The sequence below is a fragment of the Thiocapsa bogorovii genome (assembly GCF_021228795.1).
GTDB classification, from domain to species: Bacteria; Pseudomonadota; Gammaproteobacteria; order Chromatiales; family Chromatiaceae; genus Thiocapsa; species Thiocapsa bogorovii.
In genome coordinates, this window is record NZ_CP089309.1 from 1420347 (window position 1) to 1445026 (window position 24680).

Here is a 24680-nt window from a genome sequence, read left to right on the forward strand (position 1 = left end):
TGTCGCCGGGGAATCCATCTCCGGCGTGCGGATCTCGGAGCGCTCCGGATCCGGCTTCGGCGCATGATGGCGGCCTTCGGGTATCACCACGGGCATCATCGTTAACGGCTCCCTCTCGGAATCGTCTATCGGGGTATTGTCTGTGGGCTCCGAACCCGACACGAGCTGACTCATGGGTTTGGACTCCGGTTCCTTCGCGACCGACGGCGTGGAGAATTGGGCTTCGACGGTCATACAAGTGTACGGCCGTTAGATGACCAAGATAGGTCATCATGGCCGATGAATCTGTGACATATGCACACCTGCTCGGAAGCCGCGCTCGACGACCCGACCGAAGAGCAGCCGAACCGACACCCCGGACCGCCTTGTGTTAGCGTGCCGGGCATCAAATCACCATCCTGGAACCTTAAAGATGCAACACCTGACACCACAAGGCCAACAGATCGTCGACGATATCGCCCGGCGGCACGGATTCAGCCAAGATGCCGTAACGCACATGCTGGTCGCCGTGCTCAATGGCAATGGCGGCATGGCCCAATTCAGTCACCCGGAATTCGGCGGCGCGGGCCAGTGGATGCAAGGCGGCATGCTGATGCTCGGCGACATGTTCAACTCTTCCCTTAAGGGTCGGGTCGATGCACTCTGCTACGAGCTCGCCAACCTGCTCGCGAGCCAGCCCGGTCTGCTTCAGAGCGGGAGCTTCCAGTCACAGAGCCAAGGCGGAGGATCCTTTCAGAACCAAACCAGCGGCGGCTCGCGCGGTCAATCCGATCTTTTCGTGCCGGACCCGGCCGATCACTGGTGGCCGCAAGCGCTCGGCGTACCGAGCGCGACCGGGAGCCAGAACAACGTCAAGTACGCCTATTTCGCCAACGCACGGCGTCTGGCCGTCAACACCGGCGGTGATGTCTGGGTGTACGATACACTGGACCATCAGATCGGCGGCTTCTCCCAGCAACAAGGCACGGGCGGCTCCATCAGCTTCGGCAGCCAATACGGCACCATCGATCTCGGACGCCTTCCCGTCGTCTCGCGCAACGGCCAACCCGTGGAGACGCCCCTGCCGGCCTCGGCGTCGGATCATTCCGGGCAATATCGGCCCGCGCCAAGCCCGGCAGCGAGGGACGGGGCGAACGAGGGTGACATCTTCGCCGCCATCGAGCGTCTCGGCGATCTCAGGTCAAAGGGCATCCTCACGGACGATGAGTTCAATGCCAAGAAGGCCGAGCTGCTCGCACGCCTTTAACTGAAGGCCGCAGGCTGGAGGCTGGGGGCTCAGCCTTCACCGACCCGGCCAACACCGCTCCGCCGATCAAAGGTACGGCGAAAACAACCGCGCGAATCCGTCGCGCAGTTTTACCGGAATCGAGCGGCCGGCAAGGTCACCGAGCGTCAACTCCCGGCTCGCCGCGATCTTGGCGTCCACTAGCTCATGGAGCCGGCGCGACAGATCGCGATCATAGCATTCGAGGTTGTACTCGAAATTGAGCCGCAGGCTGCGTGCATCCCAATTCGCCGAGCCGAGAAACGACCAGATGTCGTCGATCAACATCAATTTGGTGTGATCGAAGGGCGGCGGGGAGAGCAGGATGCGGCACCGCCCCTCCAGCAGCTGGTCGACTTGGGCTTGTGCGGCCCACTGCACGAGCTTCAGATTGTTCTGCTCGGGCATCAGGATCTCGACCTCGACACCGCGCAAGGCCGTCACGTTGAGCGCGGCGATGAGGGTCTGATCGGGCAGGAAATAGGGCGTGACGATCCGAACCCGCTCGCAGGCCGCGGTCAGCGCACCCAGGATCATGCGTCGGATCACGTCGAAATCCTCGTCGGGGCCGTCCGGCACCCCCCGCGCCAGGGTCGAACCGACGTGATCAGGCACCGGATACCAGGCATCCCCGCCCAGCCGCTCGCCAGTCGTGAAGGTCCAGTCCAGCGCGAAGGCCTCCACCAGAAAACGCACCACCGGGCCTCGAACACGCAAATGTACGTCCTGGATCGGATGGCGCGGACAGGCTGCCGTCATGCATCCGACGCGAATATTCAGTCCGCCGGTGAAGCCGACGCGCCCGTCGGCCACCAGAATCTTGCGGTGGTTGCGCAAATTCAGGTATTGACTCTTTACCGGAAGCACGGAGGCCAGAAAGACCGCGCTCGGGATCCCGCGGCGACGCAAGACGCGCGGCATCGGCGGACGACTGTAACGCTGGCCGACACCATCGACCAAAACACGCACGGAAACCCCGCGGCGGTGCGCCCGCTCGAGCGCATCGGCAAAGAGTCCGCCGACGCTGTCGTTGTCGAAGATGTAGGTCGAGAATCCGATGGTCTCCTCGGCCTGATCGATCGCCTCCAGCATTTGCGGATAGGCTTGGTCACCATCGATCAAAACATCGACCCGGTTACCGGCCTCCAGGGGCAAACGGGTCAGGGCGTCGCCCAGATGTCCGAGCCGGACCAGGCGCGGATATTGGGCCTCCAAAACGCGATTCGCGCAACGCTGCCCGGCCAGCTCCGCGCGATCGCTGGCTTCCGAGGTTTGCGGACGGAGCCGATGGGCCTTGCGGGTGATGCGGTTGATCCCGAAGAGCCAGTAGAGCACGAGGCCGACCACGGGCGCCAACATGACAAGCCCCGCCCAACCGACCGTTGAAGGCACATCGCGACGGCCGAGCAGCAGATGCGCCACGGTGGCGATCCGAGCAGCGAGCTCCAACCCCAAAAGTGCACCCATCCAGAGGGTCGGGTCATTCATCCGTAGGCATCAAGCAAGAGCCAGCTCCTTTCGGAGCCGCCGAAAGCGCCGAGGGATCGGCGCCGGTTCCCCGGGACAGCTTTCGATCTGCAAAAGCCGGATTCCTGATTGACGTCCGTCACACCTGGTCCAAGCCGGCCGGTCACCGACCGCGCTCTCGCCTACCGGGCCGCCAAGGTCAGCTGATTCTGCTCGTCGTCGATGGTGACACGGAATCGGCCGAGCAGGCTCATCCCCAAGAGCGCATTTCCCCCGAGACGCGTGTCGTCGATAAAGGCTGCGGAGACCCCTTCGACCCGCGTCCCCCCGAGCCACACGCCGCTCAAGGTGCCCAGCCGCGCATCCACGGTCCCGTTGGCGGTTTGCACGCTCTGCATCCGCAGATCGTTCGGGGAGATCCCGAGCGGGCCGATCAAGGAGGCCGGCAGGACCACATGATCCGAACCCGTGTCGATCAGCAACACCCGCTGGACGCGCTGGCCGTTCGGCCCCTCGATGCTTAGGTTCACGGTGTGCGAGGTTCCCTGCCGCTGTGTCGGCAAGACGATCGAGTCCCCGGGTTGGTCATCCTCGCCATCGGGCGAGGCGTCGGATGGAAAACCCGATCCTTGGTTTTCAATGATCAGCGGCGGTGCGACCACGGCAACCTTCTCGCCGAGAATGATGATTCGATCGACCCCGCCGTTCTCGGTCTGAACGAGCACGTGGTCGAAACCATCCAGCAACAACCGAAGACGCGGCACCAGCTCGGCACCCTCGGCGCGACCCTCCATTTCCGCCGTTTGCTCGATGCCGCGCACCTCGAACCCGTGCTGGGCCATCAGCCGTTCCAGCTCCTCCTGGATATTCACCAGCGGCGCCGTGTCTGCGGTTCGAACCAGAGTGCCGCAGATCCAGCAGAGGCTGACCAGGACCCGACGAACAAGGTGCTTCATGACTCCGGACTCCGGACGCGAACGGTGCGAGAGATGAACCTAAAGACTAGCAGTGCGCCGGGTCCAGAGCTACAGGCCGGATCCTCCCGACACCGAGGTCGGAGACACGGAAACGCACCCTCACAGGTCGTGCGCCACGGCAAGACCTCGAAGAAAACCGGGAAAAACCGGATCCGTTTCATTATGATGACCGGTCTTTCGGTGGTCCTTGACGGGGCGGAGACAACAGCCCCTCACGCGTCGAGCCCGGACCGCATCATTATGAACGAGACGTCGTCCCGCGACACGGCACGCCGAAACAACAGGTCCGATCGGCACTGCGTCAAAGGCTCGGCACCGAATCCGCTGCAAGGACCCGAACACACAGAGGACACTCAAGCATGCTCGCCGCTTTTCGCGCCCTGACCAAGATCGATCTCGCCGCGGCCGTCTTCGCAGTCGTCGGGTTTTACCTCGCCGGAATCGTCCCGTCCGTGGAGATCGCTTGGGTCGTCGGATTTCTTCTCCTGACCATTTTTCTGTTCGCCTTCGAGGTGGTCACCGTCGATGTCGCCGCGATCAGCATCATGGTCCTGCTCGGTCTGACCGGACTCTTTGCGCCCTTGATGGGACTCGAGCAGGGTTTGGTACCGGTCGAGCATCTGTTCGACGGCTTTGCGAGCAACGCCGTGATCTCCATCATCGCGGTCATGATCATCGGCGCCGGGCTCGACAAGACCGGGATCATGTCGGAGGTGGCGGGTTTCATTATGCGCATCGGTGGAAAAACCGAGTCCCGCATTATCCCGCTGATCTCAGGAACGGTCGGAGGGATCTCGAGCTTCATGCAGAACGTCGGAGCCGCGGCACTCTTCCTGCCCGTGGTCAGCCGCATCTCGGCCCGCACGGGGTTGCCGATGTCGCGCCTTCTGATGCCGATGGGCTTCTGCGCCATCCTGGGCGGCACCATCACCATGGTCGGCTCCAGCCCGTTGATCCTGTTGAACGACCTGATCCTTACCTCGAACAAGGCGCTGCCGGCGGGCACCGCGCCGATGGAGACCTTCCAACTCTTCGACGTGACTCCGATCGGGATCGCATTGCTCGTCGCCGGTATCCTCTATTTCGTTCTCGCCGGGCGTTTCGTCCTGCCCTCGCGCGCAAACGAGATGATCAAGGGCAGCGATACCAGTACGTACCTCGCCGAGACCTACGGGCTGTCTTCCTTCGAGATCCGCGAAGTCAGACTCCGCCCGGGCAGCGCGCTGGTCGGCCTGAGTGTCGACGAGCTCGAGCAGACCTGGCGCGTGCGAGTCATCGCGGTCGAAAAGGGCGATGGCCTGCGCCTCGGGGCCGACGGGGTGGACCGCTCTCTCGGTATCGAGCCCGGCACCACGCTCGGCCTGCTCGGCACGGAGGAGAAGCTCGCGCGCTTTGCCGAGGATAACGCCGTTGACGTCAAAGCCGACCTCGAATTGTTCTCCGAGGCGATGTCGAACACCAAAGCGGGCATCGCAGAGATCGTCATTCCGCCCGGCTCCAGCCTGATCGGCAAGACCGCGCGCGACGTCTGGTTGCGCAAGACCTATGGCTTGTCGCTGCTCGCCATCAATCGCGGCGGCACGCAGATCACCTTCAACACCGGCGGCGTGCGCAATACGCCGCTCCTCGCCGGCGATGCACTGGTCGTCCACACGACCTGGGCGGATCTCACACGCCTGACCAAGGACCGCAATTTCGTCGTGGTCACGACCGAGTATCCGCATGAGGAACTGCGTCCGCACAAGGTTCGCGCTGCTCTTGTCTTCTTCGTGATCACACTGGCCCTGGTGCTCTTCACCGATCTGCGCCTCTCGGTCGCATTGCTGACCGGGGCCATGGGTATGATCCTGGCGGGCGTGCTCTCGATCGACGAGGCTTACGAAGCGGTCAGTTGGAAGACGGTCTTTCTGTTGGCCTCGCTCATTCCGCTCGGGCTCGCCGTAGAGGCCAGCGGCACCGCTGCATGGATCGCGCAGCAGACGCTCGCCGGGCTCGGGGACGTGCCCGTGTGGGTCATCCAGGCCGCGCTTGCGGTACTCGCCACCTTCTTCACGCTGGTGATGTCCAACGTCGGCGCGACAGTCTTGTTGGTGCCCCTGGCGGTCAACATGGCACTCGGTGTCGGCGCCAACCCTGCCGTGTTCGCCTTGACGGTCGCCATCGCCACGTCGAACTCCTTCTTGATTCCGACCCACCAGGTGAACGCGCTGCTGATGGGACCCGGGAATTACCATGTTGTCGATTTCATGCGCGCCGGCGGGATCATGACGATCCTCTTTTTGGTGGTGGCGCTGACCATGCTTAATCTGGTCTTTGGCTGAACCGCGTCCTCGGTGACATGCATTGTCGACGTCAAACGGGGCCTCGACCCAAACAACGAGGCCGGCGAGACGCGGTTCAGGATTTTTTTTATTCTTTCTTTCTAAAACAGCGTCGGCTGGGACGGGCTTGGAATCACGCGAGGGCGAGACCCGAATGAAGACAGTGCATGTCGTGCGAGACGCGGTTCTATAGGGATGTCGCTGCTGCGCAAGACGCCGACCTGTCCGGTTCATGGCTGCGAGCTGGTGCTCTCCCACCACGGCAAGAAGAGCAATCTCGGGCATTACTTCATCGAGGTGATCGGGGCACCGCTCTTGTATTGCCCGCAGTGCTTGGAGAAGGGTCAAGACACATCCGTCGAGGTCGAGCCGGCGGCGTCCAACGCATTCTTGAAACGGCTGGTCCAGGCGCTCGAGGGCTCCGAATTTCCAGGGCTCCTGAACAAGCCCAAGATCCGGGTCGATTTCAACCCGTCGAAGACGACCTTGGAGCATCCCTACACCCAAGGCGTCATGACCCATGCCGCTGCGATGGCACAACCCAGGGCTGCCGCGCAGTCTTCCGACGAGCCCGAAGAGACGCGCTTGGAGGGCATCGAGCCGGTGGAGCCACGCCACACGCTCGATCAACTCATCCTCGATCAGGACACCTTGGAGCGCATCCGCGAGGCGACCAACGTGCTCGTCTCACAGGACCTGATCTACGTGACCTGGGGCCTGAGCTCGGTGGCCCGCACCGGGCGCAGGGTCGCGCTCAACTTCTACGGCCCGCCCGGGACCGGCAAGACCCTGGCCGCCGACGCCATCGCCGACCTGCTGGCGAAAAAGATCCTGCGCATCAGCTATGCCGAGCTCGAATCGAAATATGTCGGCGAGACACCCAAGAACATCAAGGCCGCCTTTGCAAAGGCGTCGGAGACGGGCGCCCTGCTCTTTTTCGACGAGGCCGACTCCATCCTCGGCAAGCGTCTAATCAACGTCTCCCAATCGGCCGACAACAGCATCAATGTCGCGCGCAGCACGACCCTGATCGAACTCGACAACTTCGACGGCGCGGTCATCTTCGCCTCGAATCTGGTCGGGAATTACGACACCGCCTTCCTGCGGCGCATGCTCGCCCACGTCGAGTTCAGGCTCCCCGCCAGCGAGCAGCGCGAGAAGATCTGGCGCTGCCACATCCCGCCCCAATTGCCGGTTGCGGAGGACGTCGATTTCGAGAGTTTGGCGCTCTACTCCGAGGGTGCGGCGGGCGGCGACATCCAAAACGCTGTCCTGCTAGCGGCCTCTTACGCCTCGATGCGACAGGGGGCCGAGCAGGTGGTCATGCTCGCCGACTTGAAACGCGCCATCGCCTTCCTCCTCGACGGCAAACGCAAGATCCTCGAGGGCGACGCCGGAACGGACACCGATCGGTTCGATTGGGGATAGTACCTCGTTCCACCTTATTTTGCGTGCTCAGCGAGGCGAGAAGTGTTCAGCGGCTAGGCGCGCGAGTGAAGGAAGAGTGACCCTCTTTCAAGCTCGCGCAACAACGGCGCTGAACGCTTCTCGCCTCGCCCCTTCGGGAGCCCCCCAAAGGCGCCAGGGCAGCGTTACAGCCCTTGGAAATAGCACCGACTATTCCCCGCGGTCTGTGCCTTGCCCTGGCGCCTTTGGGGGGGCTCTGAGCATGCAAAATAAGGTGGAACGAGGTACTAGGCCGCGTCCCATATGCCCTGCTCTCTTTTCTAAACACCGCCGCGTACAAATCGACGCGCATCACAATAGAGACACCCTGGATCGCCGATGCTTGTGATGGATGCCCAACCGATCAGAGTGCTCAGGAGACCGCGAGGAAGCCGACATGACCGAGGGAGTGCCTGGCCGCAGGCGTCGGCCAATTCCTCCGCCGTGGTTCGAAAAGTCGGCCCTGGCTGAGCCCTAATGCGCGCGCCGCGTTCGCTGCTGCCGGTCCTCGTGATCTCGGCGACCCTCGATGCGGCGGCACTCATTCCGGGCGCGTTTCGCACCTCGTCCAGGGAGCCGATCCGAGTCGGTGTCCTTTATGCCGCGTCCGGCCCGATGGGAGAGAGCGAGAAGGGGCTCGTCGACGGGGCGCGGCTCGCCGTGGAGGAGATCAATGCCGAGGGTGGACTGCTCGGGCGTCGCCTGGACATCGTCGTCGCCGAGAACCATTTGGGTTGGACGCAAGCAGCCACCGAGGTCGAGCGCCTATTCTCGAAGAGCGTGTCAGCGTCGTGCTCGCCTGTTGGACATCGGCCTGCGGCAAGGCCGTCAAGCCGGTTGTGGAAAAGCACCGGCACCTGATGATCTATGCGCTGCAGTACGAAGGCCTGGAGCAATCGCCCCATCTGGTCTACATGGGCTCCGCGCCCAACCAGCAGATCATCCCCGGAGCGCGTTGGACGATGGCCGATTCGGGAGCCGGATCTATCTCGTCGGCTCGGATTATGTTTTCCCGCGCACCGCCAACCGACTGATTCCGGACCTAGTCACGGCAGCCGGCGGCGAGATTCTGGCGGAGCGCTATGTGCCAATGGATGCAACCGATCTCGATGCGATCGCAGCCGAGATCAGGCATCTGCGCCCGGACGCAGTGCTCAATACGCTCAACAGCGATGCCAATCAGCACTTTTTCGCATCCCTGAGGACCGCGAGCCTCGATGCCATTCCGGTGGTGTCCTTCAGCGTTGCCGAACCCGAGCTTCGCTCTATGCTCCGCGGGCAACTCCACCCCGAGCACTACGCGGTGTGGGGTTACTTCCAAAGCCTGCCGGATGCGATCAATCGTCGCTTCGTCGCCGCATTCCGACAGCGCTTCGGCGCCGATCGCGTCGTCAGCGACCCGATCGTTTCGAGCTACAGCGGGATCAGACTGTGGGCCGAGGCGGTTCGCCAATCCGGAACCGTCGATCCGGAATAGGTGAATCGCTCGATCGGACGAGCGAGCCTGAACGGGCCGTCCGGGATCGTCGCCCTGGACGCGGCCACTCGACATCTGTGGCGCAGGGTCTACGTGGGACATGCCCGAGCGGACGGGCAATTCGATGCCGTCGAGATCTCCGAAACGCCAGTCCGCCCGACGCCGTTTCCCGCCTACCGCAGCCGAGCGCAGTGGCGTGCTTTGGTCGATCTGCTGTCGGACGAATCCAATCGGCACCCGCCGAAGGATTCACCTTGGGCACCTTAAAGCCACGCCGTCTCCGGCCGCGTTTAGCGATCGGATTCCTGATCAGCGCACTGCTGCCGCTGGCAGGTCTGGCCTGGTTCTATCTGCACACGTTCGAGCGTGCCCTCACCGCGACCGTTCTCCAGAACGTGGCCTCGATTGCCGACAAGAAAGCCGACCAGATCGACAACTACATCAACGAAAGGCTGGCCGACGCCCGCTCCTTTGCGGGCCAGGCCCAAGTTAGGGTACGGCGGCATCGACGTCGCAGCAGCCTGGCGTTATCTACCGGCGCTCGGCTGAGGCATGGTGGTGAAGATCGATGCCGACGAGGTCATGGCACCCCTACACGCGATGCAGAAGGCCACGGCATGGGCGTTCGCGTTCTTTCTTCTCCCCTCGGCCAGCGCGGCGCTTGTGCTCGGCCGCCGCTTGGTCAGGGACGAAACCACCATCGCCGCCCAACAGGCCCGCTACCGCGCGATGCTCGACAGCATGAACGACGGTGTTGCCCTCTACCGCCCGCGCCCGGACGGCAGCGAGTTTGTCTTGATCGACATCAATCCGGCCGCCCAGCGGATCGCCGGGGTGGCGAGACGCGAGGATGTGATCGGATTGCCGTCTCGCATCGCCTTCTCGGGTTTGGAGGCTGCGGGCATCTACGCCGCATTCGGCCGCGTTCATCGCCATGGCCGGCGCGAAACGGTTAGCCTTGCGGTCTACGACAAGGGCCCTAGCCGTCTCTGGCTCGAGAGCGACGTGATCCGCCTCGAGGGCGGCGAGATCCTTTCGGTGTTCAAAGACATCACCGCGCGCAGGGCCGCAGACGAACGCATCGAGCACCTCGCCCATCAAGACAGCCTGACCGGCCTCGTCAATCGCCGAAACCTCGAGATCCTGTTGCGGCAAGCGCTGCACTCGGCACACCGGGAAGGGCGCAGACTCGCGGTGCTCTTCATCGATCTTGACCGATTCAAGGTCATCAACGATACGCTCGGCCATCCCTACGGCATGGAGGCCATCGTCCGTTGGCACCATCCACGGCGCGGCTTGCTGACCGCGGGCTATTTCATTCCGATCGCGGAAGAATCCGGACTCATCCACGTGATCGGGGAGTGGGTGTTGAATGCGGCCTGTCGGCGTTTCGGAGAATGGAAGCAGCGGGGCTTGGGACCGCAGCGTATCGCCGTCAACCTCTCCGCCCACCAGCTGCGCGATCCCACCCTGATCGACACCGTCTCTGCAGTGCTGCGACGCTACGACATCAACGACAACGAGCTGGAGCTCGAGGTCACCGAAACGGTGGCGATGCGCGATCCCAGGCCCGCCGTGGACACCCTGCAAGCCCTGCGCGGCCTCGGAGTTGCCCTGGCGATCGACGATTTCGGTACCGGCCATTCCTCGCTGGCCTATCTCAAACACCTGCCGATCCAGACACTGAAGCTCGACCGCGAGTTCGTGCGCGATATCGAAAACGACGAGAACGACGCCGCGATCAGTGCCGCGACCCTCGCCCTCGCCCATGAGCTCGGCCTCAGGGTGGTGGCCGAGGGCATCGAGACGGAGGGTCAGAGCCGTTTCCTGCAAGCGCACGGCTGCGACCTCCTGCAGGGCTATTTCTACGGCAGACCAGAGCCGGCCGAGGTCTGGACGGCACGCTGGTCAGAGGGCGAGTCTGCCGAGCTCAGGCGCACCCGAAACCACAACGCGTAGAGCGCCGGCAGAAACAGCAGCGTAATCAGGGTACCGACCAACACCCCGCCGATCAGCACGAAGGCGAGCGGCCCCCAGAAGGTGTCGGTGGTGAGCGGGATGAAGGCGAGGACGGCCGCCGCCGCCGTCAGCACCACCGGGCGCGCGCGCTGCACCGTGGCCTCCACGACGGCGGCGGAGCGCTCCAGACCCTGGTGCAGGTTGTCCTCGATCTGCTTGGCCAGGATCAGGGTGTTGCGCATCAGGATACCGGCCAGCCCGATCAATCCGAGCAGGGCGACGAAACCGAAGGGACGATCGGCGATCAGCAAGGCCAGGGTCGCCCCGATCACCCCGAGCGGCGCCGTGGCCACGATCATGAGCGTGCCCGAGAAGCTGCGCATCTGCAGCATGATCACGATCAGCATCAGGACCAGCATGATCGGCTGCACGCGCTGGATCGAGGCGTCGGCCTTGCCCGATTGCTCCACCGCACCGCCGATGTCGATCCGATAGCCGGGCGGCAGCTCGACGATCAGCCCCTGCAGCTCGCTCCAAATGGCCTCGGTCACGTTCGGCGGCTGCGCGCCTTGAACCTCGGATTGGACGGCGATGAAGGGCTCGCGGTTGTAACGCTTGAGCACCGGATCCTCGAAGGCGATCATCAGCTCGCCGGCCTGCTCGAGCGGGATGGTCCGGCCGTCGAGCGTCTTGAGGTTGATGCCGGCGAGGCTGGTCGGCGTGATCGCTGCGCCGCCGAGGCCTGCTTCGGCTCCGGAACCTTCTGCGCTCGCCGGAACCTCCTCGGCAAGCCCGCGCAGGATCAGCTGCACGTTGCGGATATCCTCGCGGATCTCGGTCGCCGGCAGCCCGGAGAGCTGATACTCCAGCTGACCGGCAAGCTCGCGCGGGGTGAGCCCGATCAGACGCAGCCGCTCAGGATCGAGTGCAAACCGCACCACGGGGACGCGCTCGCCCCAGTCCAGATGCGGGTCCACCGTATTCGGATTGGCCGCGACCACATCCCGCACCTGGTCGGCGATCCGGCGCAGCACCAGCGGATCGGGCCCCACGACACGAAAGGTCACGGGCCAGATCACCGGAGGCCCATAGAGCAGCTTGTGCACCCGCACCCGCGCCTCGGGGAACGCGCCGGTCTCGACATGGGATTGGAGCCGGGCAATCAGCGCGTCGCGCTCAGCCGCGCCTTCGGCCACCACGATGAGCTTGGCGAAGGCCGGATTCGGAAACTCGGGGTTCAGGGCGAGGAAGAATCGCGGGGCCCCCGCGCCGAGATAGGCCGCACTCGAACGCACGCCGGGTGCCTCCGCCAGGATCGCCTCGACCCGTTCGACCACCGCCGCCGTCGCGCGGATCGCGCTGCCCTCGGGGAGCCGGATGTCGATCAGGACCTCCGGGCGATCGGAGGTCGGGAAGAACTGTTTCTGCACGCTGCCGGCCAGCCCGACGATCGATAGGACCAACAGCCCGAAGGTCGCGGCCACGACCCAGATCTTGTAGCGAACACAGCCTCGGATCAGCCCGCGCAGCCTCCGGTAAAGCGGCGTCGCGTAGGCGCTCTCCGAGGCATGCCCGCCCCTGCGCTGCGGCGCCTGAAGCAGCAAAGTCCCCAGATAGGGCGTGAAGGTCACCGCCACCACCCAGGAGGCGAGCAGCGCGAAGGCCAGCACCCAGAAGATGTTTCCCGCATACTCGCCCACACCCGAGCGCGCGAAGCCGATGGGCACGAAGCCGATGACGGTCACCAAGGTACCGCTCAGCATGGGTGCGGCGGTTACCGTCCAGGCATGCGCCGCGGCCCGCAGCCGATCCCAGCCGGCCTCCATCTTCACCAACATCATCTCGATCGCGATGATGGCATCGTCGACCAAAAGGCCCAGAGAGATGATGAGCGCGCCCAAGCTCACCCGGTCCAGGTTGATCCCACGGATCAGCATCAACAGGAAGGTGAGCCCGAGCGTCAGTGGAATGGCAATGCCGACAACCAGCCCCGCCCGCCAGCCGATGGCGACGAAGCTGACCAGCATCACCACCGCGACCGCAGCCAGGAATTTGATCTGAAAGAGGTCAACGGCATGCGTGATGGCATCGGCCTGATTGGTGAGCTGCGAAAAGCCGACACCCAACGGCAGACTGGCCTCCAGCTCGTCCTGCAGCGCGACCAAGCGCTCGCCGAGCGCCAGCCCGTTCTCGCCGCGCTGCATCACCACCCCGAGCAGGATCGCATCCTCCCCGCCCGCGCGGATCAGAAACTCGGGCGGATCCTCGTAGCCTCGACTGACCTCGGCGATCTCTCCCAGGGTGAGCAGATGCTCGCCGACACGCACCGGGACATGGCGGATGTCCTCGAGCTCAAGCAGCTCGGCGTCCGGGCGAAGATAGAGCCGCGGCCCGTCGGTCTCGACCAGACCCGCCGGTGCGAGCCGATTCTGCGCGTCCAGCGCCTCGCGCACGTCGGCGGGCGACACTCCGAGCGTCGCCAAGCGCGCCTGATCGAGCTCCACGAAGAAGCGCTGCGGGCGCTCGCCGAGGATACGTGCCTTCTGCACGCCCTCGACCCGGGCCAGGCGATCGCGGATTCGCTCGGCCTCGCGCACCAGCAGGCGGTTCGGCAAGTCCGGTGCCGTGAGTGCATAGAGCGCGAAATAGACGTCCGAGAAGTCGTCGTTCACGAAGGGCCCGAGCACCCCGGCCGGGAGGCTCGCGGCCGCGTCCGACATGCGTTTGCGCACCTGGTAGAAGAGATCCGGGATCTGCTCGGAGGGCGCGTAATCCTGAAACTCGACCAACATGTCCACCCGTCCGGGACGTGCCGTGGTCTCGAGCCGGTAGAAGAGCTCGACCTCGCCGATGCGCTTCTCAAGCGGGTCGGCAACCAGATCCTGCATCTGCTGCGCGCTCGCCCCCGGCCAGAGCGCCGAGACGACCATCACCCGCACGGTGAAGGCCGGGTCTTCCGCCCGCCCGAGCTGCAGGAAGGCCACTAGACCGGCGACGGCGGTCACTAGGATCAGAAAGAGCGTGACCGAGCGCTCGCGCACGGCGAGCGCGGAGAGGTTTAGTCGTGCTCCCGGCGGTCCGGCATCGGTCGGGCTCATCGCTCAAGCACCTGCACGGCCTGACCGGGCAGCAGCAGATGTGCCCCCAGCGCCACCACCGCCGTCCCCGGCGCCAGATCGGTCCGGATCTCGGCCTGCTCGCCGACGATGCCGATCAGCTCGATCGGCTCGGGCTCGACGCGTCCCTCCTCGATCCGCCAGATCAGCGGCCCTTCCCCGCGTTCCAGGACGGCGCCGAGCGGCACCCGAGCGAAGGGTCCGGACGCCTCGCGTGCCGTTTCGAAGGTCAGGGTCACCGTCGTGCCGAGCCCGGGCTCGGCGGGCAGGTCAGGCAGACGATAGCGCGCACGCCAGGTCCGGCTGAGCGGATCGGCACTGCCGGCGATCTCGCGCAGGGTGACCTGCACGGGCGCCGATCCGCCCGACGCGGCGCTCGCCGATCGGTCGACAGGGCCGTTCCCGAGCTGGGCCGTCGCCTCGGGCGGCAGACCGACACGCCGCGATTCGGGCACTTGCACCTCGATCTCCCGCGGCCCGTCCTCGGCCAGCCGCGCAACCGCCTGACTCGGCGAGACGACCTGTCCGACCTGCCCCTCCACATCCAGGATCACGCCCGTCGCGGGTGCAAGCAGATCGGCATAGCGCGTGGCGTTGCGGGCCTGCTCCAGGCTTGCCTCGGCCGCCAGCAAGCGTTGCTCGGCCGCGCGCGCGGCGGTCACGGCCCGATCATGGTCCTGCTCGCTGGCGAGACGCTTGGTCAGAAGATCGTCGAGACGCTCGCGCTCGCGCTCGGCGTTCTCGGACTCGGCCCGGGCACTCGCGACCGTCGCCTCGGCTGCCAGGCGTTGCTGTTTCACGTCGCGCGGATCGAGCCGGAACAGGACGTCTCCGGCCTCCACATGCGCCCCGGCATCGACCAAGCGCTCCTGGATCTCCCCGCCGATCCGGAAGGACAAAGGGATCTCATGACGAGCACGCACCGTCCCCGTGAGCGTCCAGACGCTGTTCGGCGCGGACTCCACCCGGGCGGACAGCACCCAAGGTACCGATTCGGGATCGGGCAGCGCCTCGAGCGCGCTCGACGCGTCCTGACTCGGCTCGCATCCCGAGCCCAAGAGCGCTGCGACGCAGATCGCTCCGATCCTACTCATCCTGGTCGACAAGGGTCACTCCTGCACCGCGAGTGCCGGCATTGATTGGGATACCGAGCGGAGGCGGACTTTTCGCCGCAGTGCATGCCTCGCGCACGCCGGGCCGGCGTTGCGTCGTCTTCGGACGCGCGTGACACGCACTGGTTTTCGAAAACCCAGGTGCGCTCGGTATGGTTGATCGGACCATTATTACTGTACGATTGCGTTTAGTAAATACTCAAAAACAGGAGAGAGGTTCCAAACATGCCGACATCCGACGCCGGCGAGTCCGACGTACGGGCGGCGCCACGGCCTGCCGGACGCGGTCGCCCGCCGGACCCCGCCAAGCACGCGGCGATCCTCGCGGCCGCTCGAAGGCTCGTCTTCTCGGGCTCGATCCAGGCGCTCAATATCGAGGCCGTCGCCCGCGCCTCCGGGGTTTCGAAGGTCACGGTCTACAGCCATTTCGGTGACTTACAGGGTCTGATCCGCGCGGTCGTGCTGCTTCAGCGCAGCGAGATGACCGCCGCACTCGACGATCTGCCGTCGGGCCAGCGCGGGCTGAGACAGGCCCTGATCGACCTCGGATGCGCGCTCATGGGCTTCCTGACCAGTGACGACTATGTCGCACTGCAACGGATGCTCGCCACCTTGGCCCGAGAGGAGACCTGGCTCGGGACGCTCGTCTACCGGGACGGCGCGGAGGCGACGCGTAATCGCCTCGCCGACCGCCTGGCCGAAGCAGCGACTCGCGGCGACCTGAGAGCACACGACAGCCGCCTGGCCGCCGAGCAGCTGCTCGGTATGTGGCAGGGCATACAGACCACGGGGCTTTTGAGCGGCGGCTGTCCGCGACCGAACGCCGAGGAGCTCCGCCGTCGGGTCGAGTGCGGGGTCGACGTGCTGCTGCGGGCATACGCCCCCGAGGCATCACGCGGCCGAGATCTGCCATGAAGGAAGGTGCCGGCATCCGCATGGGATATCGTCCCGCGGCGAGATCGAGGTGCCGACGCCGAGTGGGCGAAAGCGGAACGGCAGCGCGGCAGCCCCACCCCGATCCGCGCCGGATCCGGCTCGGGCGGGCACTAAGTCCGGAGTCTTTGTCTACAATGAGTATGTCGGGAAGGCGAGTCTGCACGGCAGCGTGCAATCAATACGCGCGCGAGTGAAACGCGATTCCGGCGTACGACGACCCAAGGCCCGCAGCAGGTCTGCTCATGAGCTTGACGGCGAAAATGGTACATCCAAGCGCTTTCCCGGCACTCGCCTTGTCGACGGCTTTGGTGATGGCGACGGGATTCCTTCCCGCGGTCGCCGTCGCAACCACCGCGCTGGACGACTATGTCGCCGCACCGGATCCCAGCTATCGCTATGTCTACGACACCACGCGGCACGGCAACGGCTATTCGATTTTCGTCCTCGCGATGACCTCCCAGAGTTGGCGCAGCGCCGATGAGGTCGACCGCACCTTGTGGGCGCACGAGCTTCTGATTGCCGTGCCGTGGATTACGCACTCGGGCAATCAAAATACCGCCTTCATGATCGTGAACGGCGGAAGCAACCAGAGCACACCGGGCACCTCGAACGACGACCTTCTCGGCTTGCTTTCCGTCACGACCGGCTCGGTCGTTGCGATGGTCGGGCAGATTCCGAATCAACCCCTGCGGTTCTTCGATGAAGACGATTCCCGATCCGAGGATGCCCTGCTGGCCTACGGAATGGACAAGTATCTCCTCACCGGGGATCCGCAATGGCTGGTCCATTTCCCGATGACCAAAGGCGTCGTGCGCGCCTTGGACACGGTGCAGGCATTCGCGGCCGATGTCGACTGGCGCTTTCCGCGAATCCCCCGGATCGACGACTTCATTGTGCTCGGAGGCTCGAAACGGGGCTGGGCGACCTGGCTGACTGCGGCCGTCGAAGCGGCCAAGGGCGACGCCTCCCGCGTGAAGGCGATCCTCCCGGCCTCGATCGATCTACTGAACGCGGACGAACAGTTCGGTCATCATTGGTCGGCCTACGGGTTCTACTCGGACGCCATCGGAGACTATGCGGAGTTCGATCTGCCCTGCCGGTCCGATTCGCCGTCGGGCCGGGCGATGCTGGCGTTGATCGATCCCTACGCCTATCGCAACCGACTGACCATGCCCAAGCTCCTGCTCAACTCGGCGGGCGATCAGTTCTTCCTCCCGGATTCGTCTCGGTTTTATTTCGCCGATCTGCCGGGTCCCAAGCAGTTGCGGTATACGCTCAACACGGATCACTCCCAAGCTCAGGATCTGCCGAGCATCATTTTGCCGACCCTGTCCTGGCTGAGCGATGTCCTCGACGACAAGCAAGGCCCTCGGTTTTCCTGGTCTTTCGAGCCGGACGGCGCCATTCGCGTGCAGACCGAGACACCACCGAAGCGGGTGCGCCTCTACCAAGCGACCAATCCGAACGCACGGGATTTCCGATTGGAGTCGATCGGTCCGGCCTGGACGAGCACCGAGCTTCAAGAAACCGGCACCGGCGTCTATGTCGGTCGCGTCGCGCCGCCGGTGCGGGGTTGGACGGCATTCACCGTCGAGCTGACGTTTTCCGGCTCCACGGCCATCCCCACCCCGCTGGAGAGCGATCAAGTCTTCACGACCGCTGTCCGTGTCACCCCGGACTCGTTGCCCTTCGAAGGAACCCATTGCTTCTGCTGGGCCTGCCTGCCGAGCTCAAGCGGTTGGCGCTCCCTCCTGAGGTAAGGGCAACGGATCCCTCGTCGAATCCTCGGAGGGGTAAATCCAATGCAGACGCGTCATAGATCCTTTTGTTCCGATGGAGTTTTTTTTGCATTAGTCCTCCTCGCAGCTGCCCCGGCGCCGGCGCCGGCGGGCTCCGGCAATGTCGTCGCCAACGTCAACCGTGTACTCGTCACCGTAGACGCCCGATGGGGGGGCTGTATGGCGTTGTTGTCGGTCAATCCGCAGACCGTCCTGCCGAGCTGTGGGTCATGGTGGGTCACCTTCAGTTGCACCGGCGACTTCACGGACCGGGTGCGTGCCTATCGCATGCTGGACGCATCGGAGCTTGCACTCGCAACCGGTAAACGCTTACAGGTCTGGTTCCGGGACGACAAGATGCACAACGGCTACTGCCTCGCCGATCGTATCGACGTCATCAGATAGCGCTATGCGGTCGCGTCCAGTCCGGCTCGCTTTCGCCGGTATTGCCGCACTGGCGTTGGCCTTCGGCGCATCGCGGTTGTTTCATGTGCCGCAAACCGGGGATGAACCGATCGTCGTCCCGCCCGACCTCGGCACGTCCGCACAGAAGCACACCGAGGCGCGCTCAAGAAGGGTCGTCGCCGCTCACCGGCCTAGGCATGAGAGTCCGGAATCGGAAGGACCTATGACGCTCGCGACCCCGAGCCCCTTGCGGCCAATGGCGCTCGAAACCCCGACCAACCTCCCGGCGACGGACCTCGGCGAACCATTGGATGCCGATCCCGACCAGGTATGGGCAGGGTTTCGGCAAGACGTCGATCCCGTCGACATCGGCCCCGCGCTCGATGCCGGCGATCCGCCTGCCGACAGGCCGGATAGGCCGGCCGAATCGCTTCTGCACATCGGCGAACCGCTCGATGCCGACGATCCGCCGGGCTCCACCCCGGACAGGTGGGCCACACCGCCCCTGCACATCGGGGAGCTGCTCGATGCCGATGCGCCGCCGTGAGGCACGCCGCCGCTTGCCCGTCGAAGGGTCAGCCGCGAAGACGTTCCTGGTAGTTGGGAATGAGATGGGCATCGATACCTCTGCGCACGAGCGTCCAGAGCTCATCCGCCAGGCTCGCCGTGAGCATGCCCGCCACGGCTCTGGAACCGAGCTCCCCGAGTGAGTGGACGAAGGCCCTGGGCTCCGGGCCTTGAAGTCTGACCTCCTTCAGGCAGTGCGCGTAGGCATTGGCCACCAGGCTGACCGTCGGCAGGAGCGGCACCGGATCCTCGATATCGACATAGCGCAGGATCCGACCGGGAAACGCCCGCTCGAACGCATGGGCCGCGACGGCGTTTCCGATCATCGGTGCGCCGAAGGTGACGACCTCGTTCACCGGAATGAAGGCTCGCTGGAACCGCCAGGCCGCCAGCAGCGCAATCGCCCCGCCAAGGCTATGACCTGTCACCCACAAGGGTCGCTCCGACGCGTCCATGTCCTCATGGACGGCCTGCACGAGCGGGGCCCAGATCTCGTCCAACGCCTGCATGAAGCCGCGATGAAATCGGGCTCCGACACCCGCGGCCGCGAAATCGGTGCCGATGCGTCCTTCGGGTACGACCAGCAGGTTGTTCGCGTTGGTCAGCAGCCAGTCCTTGAGACCGTCGAGGCTCGTCGGCGACTGCGAACCCCGGAAGGCGATCACCAGCGCGCCCGGGTCGCTCGCGACGTACACCTGCGTGTTGTCGACGCTGAACAGGCGCGCATCCAGACCGAGCCCGGCATGAAAGCCGGCTGCACCTTCGGGTTCGTCCAGGTAGGCCAGCTCGCACGCCTTGGCCAGAAACCGAACGTTGGGCAGATCCCCGCGGGTCGACGCGTCGAGTGTCATGGTCTCATCACCTCGCAGGACGGAACGCGGGCGCGGCCTCAGTGCAAGACCCGGCGCCCGGGCTTGGCCTTGCGCCATGCGGAGAGGGTCTCGCCGGAGACGGATGTGCCGCGCAGATCCAGCTCGAGCACACCCGGAAGAGGCATCAGGACCGCGCGAAAGCCGGCGTCGGTGATGCCCGTATTTGCGAGACGCAGACGCTCCAAACGCGTCAATCCGGCAAGCCGCGCGAGCCCCGCGTCGGTCACGCCGCTATCGTTCAGATCCAGCTCGCGAAGCCGGTCCATCCCGGCGAGCCGCTCCAACGTCTCGTCCGTCACATCCGGGTTGGCCATCTGAAGCACCACCACGTCCGTGGCCCCGTCCAGCACACGATAGTCGTGCCGGTCCCAGCCCGTCAGTGTGACATGGCGCTCTCCGTCGACCAGCACATCGCGCGGGCCAAGATCGACCGGCAACAGACGGTTCACAACCGGCGGACCGCCAACGAGCAGTGCCCCCGCCAATCCCATGACCAGAGGACCGCGCACGGCGTGAAAACGCGCCGCACCGAAGAGCAACCCGACCGGCGGAATGACCGCGACCGCAACACCCCAAGGACGGCTACGCCGCCAGGCGACCACGGCAACCCAGATCCAACTGACCACCAGCAAGGCGAAGCCTGCCGAGGTCAACATGAATAGATGGCTTTCATTCATTTCGTGTTACCCGGCCTGAGCGTCTCACTCATCGCGTGCATCCAATCTTTGGATCGTGCCGATCGGCGGATACAGCTTTAAGCCATACTCCGTCGATGGGATGAATCCGAAACGCCGGTAAAACGCCACGGCTTCCGGCTTGCTGTCAACGATGACGCACTGCACGCCTATCGTGCTACAACCCCAACTCCCGCCAACGCGCCTCGATGCGTTTGACCGACACCGGGCCGGCTGTGCCCAGCGACTGTGCAAAGAGCGAGACGCGCAGCTCTTCGAGCAGCCAGCGGATCTCATCCAGTCGGGCATCCTCGCGGCCGGCCTTTCGGGCGGCGGCGGTGCGCTCGCGCCAGCGCTCGAGCAGCCCGGCCATGACGGCCATCTGCTCGCGGTCGCGTCCGGGTGCATGGGCGAGCTTGTCGAGACGCTGCTCGGCGGCTTTGAGATAGCGCGGATACTGCTTGAGCCGGTCGAAGGGGATCTGCTGAAAGAACCCCCGGAAGACCAGCGCATCGAGCTGGTCGCGCAGATCCTGTGCCGTCGGCTGCCAGTTGACCTGGGTGATGGCGGCGAGACGTTGGCGCAGCGACTGGTAGGCGGCGAGGATCTCGGCGGCGAGCCGGGTGACCTCGTCGGCCGTCGGCTGAAGCCGGCCACGCGAATCGGCGAGGCGGTCCTCGAAGTCGCCCTGCTGTCGGATCGGCGGACGGCCGTCGAGGAAGGTCCGATCCAGGATCAGGGCCAGCAGTTCGTCGGAGAGGTCGGGTGGGCGGGGCTCGGCTCCACGCGACAGGCGCGACACCTGCCCGCCTGTGGTTGCCGCTGTCGGTGATCCGGGGCGCACCTTCTCCGGACTGGCTTTCTCCGTGCCGGCGCTCTCCGGGGTGTCCGTGACGGGCGCCTTGGCGTAGAGCAGACGCAGCCGGTCCAAACCTTTGAGCGATTGGCGGATCGGGCGCAGGGTCGCGCCGAGCGTGAGGGTCAGAAGCCGGCGCAGGCCCGCACGGTGGGCGCGCGCGGCGGCTTCGGGCGAATCAAGCACCCGCACCGCCACGTTCTGGCCTTCGTCGACCAGGGCCGGGAAGCCGCGCATCCGGATCCCGCCACGAGTGATCTCGACCTGCTCAGGCAGGTCTCCGAAGTCCCAACGCGTGAGCTCCTCGCGCTCCAGCTCGGCGTCCGGGATGCGGGCAAACCGCGCCTGCCCCGCTTGGCCGAAACGTTGCTTGAGCCGTTGCGGATCCTCGTCCAGCGCGAGCGCCCTGCCCGCCTCGTCGACGAGTCGGACCTTCATGCGCAGATGCGCCGGGATGGCGTCGTGGTCCCAGGCGTCCTCGGGGATACGCAAACCAAGCTCGGCCGCGATCCGCTCGGCGAGGACCTGCGTCAATGGCCGATCGATCGGTGCCTTGCCCTCGGCGAGCGCGGCCTTCAGCCCGCCGGCCAGCCGTGCGGCGTTGTCCGGCACCGGGACCAGCGCCGTGCGCAGGCCTTTCGGCAGACCGCGCAACAGGGCCGTGATGCGCGCCTCCAAGAGACCCGGCACCAGCCAATCCAGCCGCTCGGCGGTCACCTGATTGATGAGAGGCAGGGGCACGATCAGGGTCAGACCGTCGGCCGACTCGCCGGGCTCGAAACGGTATTCGAGCGGCAGGGCGGTGGCGCCGACCTGAAGTCGGTCGGGGAAATGCTCCGGCGTAATCCCGTCGGCATCGTGCTGCATGAGGTCGGCCGGACGCAGATGCAGGAGCTTGGGATCCGTGCGGGTCGCCTTGCGCAGCCACTGCTCAAACTGTGGTGTGGAATAGATCCCGGCGGGGATGCGCTGATCGTAGAAGGCGTAGAGCGCCTCCTCGTCGACCAGGATATCGCGGCGTCGCGACTTGGCTTCGAGCTGATGGATCGACGCGATCAACTCCTGGTTGTGACGCCAGAAGGGTGCGCGGGTGCTGAAGTCGCCCTCCACCAATGCGAAGCGGATGAAGATCTCGCGCGACTCGGCCGGATTGATGGGGCCGTAGTTGACCCGCCGCTTGGGCACCAGGGTGACGCCGAACAGGGTCACCTTCTCGTAGGCCGCGACCTGTCCGGACTTGGCCTGCCAGTGCGGCTCGAAATAGCTGCGTTGCAGCAGATGCTGCCCGGCGGCTTCGATCCAGGCGGGTTGCACGCGTGCGACGATCCGCCCGTAAGCGCGGGTGGTCTCGACCCGCTCGGCCGCCAGGATCCATTTGGGCGATGCTTTGAAGAGAGCCGAGCTCGGATGAATACGGTAGCGGCTATTGCGCGCCCCAAGGTACTCGTGATTGGTGTCGAGCGCGCCGATGTGATTCAGGAGTCCGGTCAGCAGTGCCCGGTGGATCTGCTCCTCCGTGCCGGCGGTCTGGTTCTCCTTAAAACCCATCTCCAAGATCTGCTCGCGCAGTTGGGTCTCGATGTCGCGCCACTCCTGAACCCGGTTGTAAGAGAGGAAGTGACGCTGACAGAGGAGACGGAACTGGTTGCGCGAGCGCGCCTTGCGCTCCTTCTCCAGGAAGCGCCAGAGGTTGAGAAAGCTCAGGAAATCCGAATCCGGATGGGCGAAGGTGGCGTGGATCTGATCGGCGGAGGCGCGTTGCTCGTGCGGGCGCTCGCGCGGGTCTTGGACGCTCAGTGCGGCGGCGATCACCAACACCTCGGCCAGACACTGCTGCTCGGCGGCGGCGAGCAGGATGCGCCCGATCCGCGGGTCGACCGGCAGCCGGGCGAGCCGACGCCCCAGCTCCGTCAACTCGCCGCGGGCATCGAGCGCGGCCAGCTCCTCCAGCGTGCGCTCGCCGTCGGCGACCAGACGCGGATCGGGCGGATCCAGGAAGGGAAAGTCGGCCACGTCGCCGAAACCGAGCAGCTTCATGCGCAGGATGACGGCGGCCAGATTGGTGCGCTGGATCTCGGGCTCGGTGAAGGGCGCCCGCGCGGCGAGGTTGTCCTCGCTGTAGAGCCGGATGCAGATGCCGGAGGCGACCCGCCCGCACCGCCCCTTGCGCTGATCGGCCGAGGCGCGCGAGATGCGCTCCACCGGCAGACGCTGGAGTTGGCGGCGATGGCTGTAGCGGCTGATCCGGGCAAAACCGGGGTCGATGACGTAATGGATGCCGGGAACGGTCAGCGAGGTCTCGGCAACATTGGTCGCCAGCACCACGCGTCGGGTGCCGTGCGACTGGAAGATCCGCGCCTGCTCCCGCGGCCCTTGGCGGGCGTAGAGCGGCAGGATCTCGGTGGCGGGGGGATGATGCTTGCGCAAGGTCTCGGCGGTCTCGCGGATCTCGCGCTCGCCCGAGAGGAAGACCAGCACGTCGCCGCGTCCGACGCGCGCCAGCTCGCCGACCGCTTCCGAAATCGCCTGCTGCATCGTCTCGTCGCGCTCGCCGACCGACTCGTCCTCGGGCGGGCGATAACGCACCTCCACCGGATAGGTCCGACCCGAGATTTCCAGGATCGGCGCCGGTCGGCCCTGCGCGTCGGCGAAGTGCGCAGCGAAGCGCTGCGGATCGATGGTCGCGGAGGTGACGATGAGCTTCAGATCCGATCGGCGCGGCAGCAGACCCTTCAAATAGCCGAGCAGGACGTCGATGTTGAGGCTGCGCTCGTGAGCCTCGTCGATGATCAAGGTGTCGTACTCGTTGAGCAGCCGATCCTGCTGGATCTCGGCGAGCAGGATGCCGTCCGTCATCAGCTTGATGGCGGTCTCGGGACGCACCCGGTCGTGAAAACGCACCTTGTCGCCAACCAGCCCGCCGGCTGTTCCGCCGAGCTCCTGCGCGATCCGATTCGCCAGGGTACGCGCCGCGATGCGCCTCGGCTGGGTATGGCCGATCCGCCCGGCGAGCCCGCGTCCGAGCTCCAGACAGAGCTTGGGCAGCTGGGTCGACTTGCCCGAGCCCGTCTCGCCGCAGAGGACGATGACCTGGTGGGCCGAGATCGCTTTGGCGATCTCCTCGCGGCGCTCGCTGACCGGAAGCTCGGGCGGATAGGCAATGACCGACGGCACGCCGGCCCGGCGGCGTTCGAGAACGGCTCGGGATTCGCACAGCGTCTGCCAAACCGCGAGCAGACCGCGCTCGAATGGCTCACCCGCCCGTGCACGGCGTCGCAGACCACGCAGACGCTGGCGCAGCCGATGGCGGTCCTGGATCAGACAGGTGCTGAGATCGGCGTCGGAGGGAAACGATAGGTCGGTCAAGGATGTTTAAACCGCGCCCGGCGCGCTATGCGATGTCGTTGGATGAGATCGGACTCGGCAGACTTGACGACTGTAGGAGCCGGCGCG

General features: G+C 65.3%; 15 protein-coding genes and 1 pseudogene. 9 read left to right on the top strand and 7 right to left on the bottom strand.

Annotation, left to right across the window (positions count from 1 at the left end):
- The first annotated feature begins 412 nt into the window (after positions 1 to 412).
- Entirely contained in the window at positions 413 to 1246 is an 834-nt protein-coding gene (locus LT988_RS06385) for an SHOCT domain-containing protein (RefSeq protein ID WP_232409377.1), read from the top strand.
- 66 nt (positions 1247 to 1312) lie between these two features.
- On the opposite strand, the gene cls is transcribed toward LT988_RS06385, so the two are convergent.
- Positions 1313 to 2752 carry a cardiolipin synthase gene (gene cls / locus LT988_RS06390; protein ID WP_232409378.1) on the bottom strand — a complete coding sequence of 480 codons (1440 nt, stop codon included), beginning with the start codon at positions 2750 to 2752 and terminating at the stop codon, positions 1313 to 1315.
- Positions 2753 to 2913: 161 nt separating this feature from the next.
- The gene (locus tag LT988_RS06395) at positions 2914 to 3687 is read right to left on the bottom strand and encodes a retropepsin-like aspartic protease family protein (protein ID WP_232409379.1); all 774 of its coding nucleotides are present in this window, start codon (positions 3685 to 3687) and stop codon (positions 2914 to 2916) included.
- A gap of 380 nt (positions 3688 to 4067) precedes the next feature.
- On the opposite strand from LT988_RS06395, the gene LT988_RS06400 reads away from it, so the two are divergent.
- The 4 genes and pseudogenes from LT988_RS06400 to LT988_RS06415 all read left to right on the top strand — a co-directional run bounded on the left by LT988_RS06400 (position 4068) and on the right by LT988_RS06415 (position 10911).
- Positions 4068 to 6029, top strand: a complete 1962-nt coding sequence (locus LT988_RS06400) for an SLC13 family permease (RefSeq protein WP_232409380.1) — start codon at positions 4068 to 4070, stop codon at positions 6027 to 6029.
- A 195-nt stretch (positions 6030 to 6224) separates the two neighbouring features.
- Entirely contained in the window at positions 6225 to 7457 is a 1233-nt protein-coding gene (locus LT988_RS06405; RefSeq protein WP_232409381.1) for an ATP-binding protein, read from the top strand.
- 633 nt (positions 7458 to 8090) lie between these two features.
- A pseudogene (locus tag LT988_RS06410) lies at positions 8091 to 9219 on the top strand (urea ABC transporter substrate-binding protein).
- 291 nt (positions 9220 to 9510) lie between these two features.
- Positions 9511 to 10911, top strand: coding sequence for a putative bifunctional diguanylate cyclase/phosphodiesterase (locus LT988_RS06415; protein ID WP_232409382.1), 1401 nt, complete (start codon positions 9511 to 9513; stop codon positions 10909 to 10911).
- Here LT988_RS06415 and LT988_RS06420 read toward each other — a convergent pair.
- Positions 10818 to 14009: an efflux RND transporter permease subunit gene (locus LT988_RS06420; RefSeq protein WP_232409383.1), complete on the bottom strand. Its 3192-nt coding sequence runs from the start codon at positions 14007 to 14009 to the stop codon at positions 10818 to 10820. The genes LT988_RS06415 and LT988_RS06420 overlap by 94 nt on opposite strands.
- On the bottom strand, positions 14006 to 15121 hold the full coding sequence (locus tag LT988_RS06425) for an efflux RND transporter periplasmic adaptor subunit (protein ID WP_232409384.1): 1116 nt from the start codon (positions 15119 to 15121) through the stop codon (positions 14006 to 14008). The genes LT988_RS06420 and LT988_RS06425 overlap by 4 nt, the downstream gene beginning before the upstream one ends.
- 243 nt (positions 15122 to 15364) lie before the next feature.
- Here LT988_RS06425 and LT988_RS06430 point away from each other — a divergent pair, with 243 nt between their 5' ends.
- The 4 genes from LT988_RS06430 to LT988_RS06445 all read left to right on the top strand — a co-directional run bounded on the left by LT988_RS06430 (position 15365) and on the right by LT988_RS06445 (position 18805).
- Positions 15365 to 16054: a TetR/AcrR family transcriptional regulator C-terminal domain-containing protein gene (locus LT988_RS06430; protein ID WP_232409385.1), complete on the top strand. Its 690-nt coding sequence runs from the start codon at positions 15365 to 15367 to the stop codon at positions 16052 to 16054.
- 281 nt (positions 16055 to 16335) lie between these two features.
- Positions 16336 to 17835, top strand: a complete 1500-nt coding sequence (locus tag LT988_RS06435) for a PhoPQ-activated protein PqaA family protein (protein WP_232409386.1) — start codon at positions 16336 to 16338, stop codon at positions 17833 to 17835.
- A 198-nt stretch (positions 17836 to 18033) separates the two neighbouring features.
- Positions 18034 to 18258 carry a hypothetical protein gene (locus LT988_RS06440; RefSeq protein WP_232409387.1) on the top strand — a complete coding sequence of 75 codons (225 nt, stop codon included), beginning with the start codon at positions 18034 to 18036 and terminating at the stop codon, positions 18256 to 18258.
- 223 nt (positions 18259 to 18481) lie between these two features.
- Entirely contained in the window at positions 18482 to 18805 is a 324-nt protein-coding gene (locus LT988_RS06445) for a hypothetical protein (RefSeq protein ID WP_232409388.1), read from the top strand.
- 28 nt (positions 18806 to 18833) lie between these two features.
- Here LT988_RS06445 and LT988_RS06450 read toward each other — a convergent pair whose 3' ends face one another.
- From LT988_RS06450 to hrpA, 3 genes are all read right to left on the bottom strand, one after another.
- On the bottom strand, positions 18834 to 19676 hold the full coding sequence (locus tag LT988_RS06450; RefSeq protein WP_232409389.1) for a lipase family protein: 843 nt from the start codon (positions 19674 to 19676) through the stop codon (positions 18834 to 18836).
- 38 nt (positions 19677 to 19714) lie between these two features.
- Positions 19715 to 20374 carry a leucine-rich repeat domain-containing protein gene (locus LT988_RS06455; protein WP_232409390.1) on the bottom strand — a complete coding sequence of 220 codons (660 nt, stop codon included), beginning with the start codon at positions 20372 to 20374 and terminating at the stop codon, positions 19715 to 19717.
- 175 nt (positions 20375 to 20549) lie between these two features.
- Positions 20550 to 24593, bottom strand: coding sequence for an ATP-dependent RNA helicase HrpA (gene hrpA / locus LT988_RS06460; RefSeq protein ID WP_232409391.1), 4044 nt, complete (start codon positions 24591 to 24593; stop codon positions 20550 to 20552).
- Positions 24594 to 24680: the final 87 nt, after the last annotated feature.

Excerpts from the sequence above, each read along its gene's own strand:
- LT988_RS06385 (WP_232409377.1), top strand. The coding sequence starts at position 413 with ATGCAACACCTGACACCACAAGGCCAACAGATCGTCGACGATATCGCC.
- LT988_RS06440 (WP_232409387.1), top strand. The coding sequence starts at position 18,034 with ATGGCGTTGTTGTCGGTCAATCCGCAGACCGTCCTGCCGAGCTGTGGG.
- cls (WP_232409378.1), bottom strand. The coding sequence starts at position 2,752 with ATGAATGACCCGACCCTCTGGATGGGTGCACTTTTGGGGTTGGAGCTC.
- LT988_RS06395 (WP_232409379.1), bottom strand. The coding sequence starts at position 3,687 with ATGAAGCACCTTGTTCGTCGGGTCCTGGTCAGCCTCTGCTGGATCTGC.
- LT988_RS06450 (WP_232409389.1), bottom strand. The coding sequence starts at position 19,676 with ATGACACTCGACGCGTCGACCCGCGGGGATCTGCCCAACGTTCGGTTT.
- LT988_RS06405 (WP_232409381.1), top strand. The coding sequence starts at position 6,225 with ATGTCGCTGCTGCGCAAGACGCCGACCTGTCCGGTTCATGGCTGCGAG.
- LT988_RS06425 (WP_232409384.1), bottom strand. The coding sequence starts at position 15,121 with ATGAGTAGGATCGGAGCGATCTGCGTCGCAGCGCTCTTGGGCTCGGGA.
- LT988_RS06420 (WP_232409383.1), bottom strand. The coding sequence starts at position 14,009 with ATGAGCCCGACCGATGCCGGACCGCCGGGAGCACGACTAAACCTCTCC.
- LT988_RS06400 (WP_232409380.1), top strand. The coding sequence starts at position 4,068 with ATGCTCGCCGCTTTTCGCGCCCTGACCAAGATCGATCTCGCCGCGGCC.
- LT988_RS06455 (WP_232409390.1), bottom strand. The coding sequence starts at position 20,374 with ATGAATGAAAGCCATCTATTCATGTTGACCTCGGCAGGCTTCGCCTTG.
- LT988_RS06435 (WP_232409386.1), top strand. The coding sequence starts at position 16,336 with ATGGTACATCCAAGCGCTTTCCCGGCACTCGCCTTGTCGACGGCTTTG.
- LT988_RS06430 (WP_232409385.1), top strand. The coding sequence starts at position 15,365 with ATGCCGACATCCGACGCCGGCGAGTCCGACGTACGGGCGGCGCCACGG.
- LT988_RS06445 (WP_232409388.1), top strand. The coding sequence starts at position 18,482 with ATGACGCTCGCGACCCCGAGCCCCTTGCGGCCAATGGCGCTCGAAACC.